This is a genomic window from Pseudomonas tremae, assembly GCF_001401155.1.
Classification (GTDB): domain Bacteria; phylum Pseudomonadota; class Gammaproteobacteria; order Pseudomonadales; family Pseudomonadaceae; genus Aquipseudomonas; species Aquipseudomonas tremae.
This window is the reverse complement of the sequence record NZ_LJRO01000502.1, coordinates 1-918: the sequence shown is the minus strand read 5'-3', so window position 1 is coordinate 918 and position 918 is coordinate 1. Positions and strand designations below refer to the sequence as shown.

Annotated in this window: 1 protein-coding gene; it reads left to right on the top strand. The window is 58.8% G+C overall.

The features are described from left to right. Positions 1–91: 91 nt before the first annotated feature. The gene (locus ALO43_RS27455) at positions 92–865 is read left to right on the top strand and encodes a DUF3050 domain-containing protein (protein ID WP_054998444.1); all 774 of its coding nucleotides are present in this window, start codon (positions 92–94) and stop codon (positions 863–865) included. Positions 866–918 lie beyond the last annotated feature (53 nt).

Genomic DNA, 918 nt, shown 5'->3' with positions numbered 1-918 from the left:
TTTCATCACATTCACCTTGCACGGGCGACACGTTAAAACTTCGAATAACTGTACTGCCACCTACCGCTACCATGACCATAGGGACATCACCATGCATTGTGAGAAAACGCTGCTCGACCAAAAGAAAGTTGAACTTAGCCGTCACCCGATCTTTGCCGAAATCACGACGTTGGGCGTATTGCGACGCTTTATGGAAACCCATGTATTCGCCGTCTGGGATTTCATGTCTCTGACCAAACGTCTGCAACAGGAACTGACCTGCACGCAACTGCCGTGGCTGCCCCCGACCGATGCCTGCGCCGCCCGCCTGATCAACGAGATCGTGCTGGGGGAAGAGTCCGACGACCGATTGGATTCAGGTCATTACAGCCACTTCGAGCTGTACCTGGACGCCATGCGCGAGATTGGCGCGAGCACGTTACAGATCGAGCGTTTCATCCAGCTGCAGCAGGGCCTGCATTACACAACGGCCCTGCAACGGGTCAACGCAGGCCAGGCCGCATCGGCATTCGTGACGCACACCCTCGACACTGCCCTTCATGCGCCGGCACACAGCGTTGCTGCGGCGTTTCTGCACGGGCGCGAAAGCGTCATCCCACAGATGTTCCAGAGCATCCTCGACGACTGGGGCATCACCGTCGAACAGGCACCCACCTCCCGTTACTACCTGGAGCGCCACATCGAAGTGGACTCCGAGGACCACGGCCCGGCAGCGGAACAGTTGCTGGCCCGTCTGATTGGCGGCGACGCGCAGCGTGAACGAGAGGTGTATCAGGCGGCCATCGCAGCGGTGGAAAGCAGGGTCCGGCTATGGGACACGCTGCGCATGAGCATGCGCGCGCCATTGATGCAGGCCAGTGCGTAACACCCGCTCGCAACACCCTGAAGCCTTTACAAGGAAGACATCATGAAAGCCTG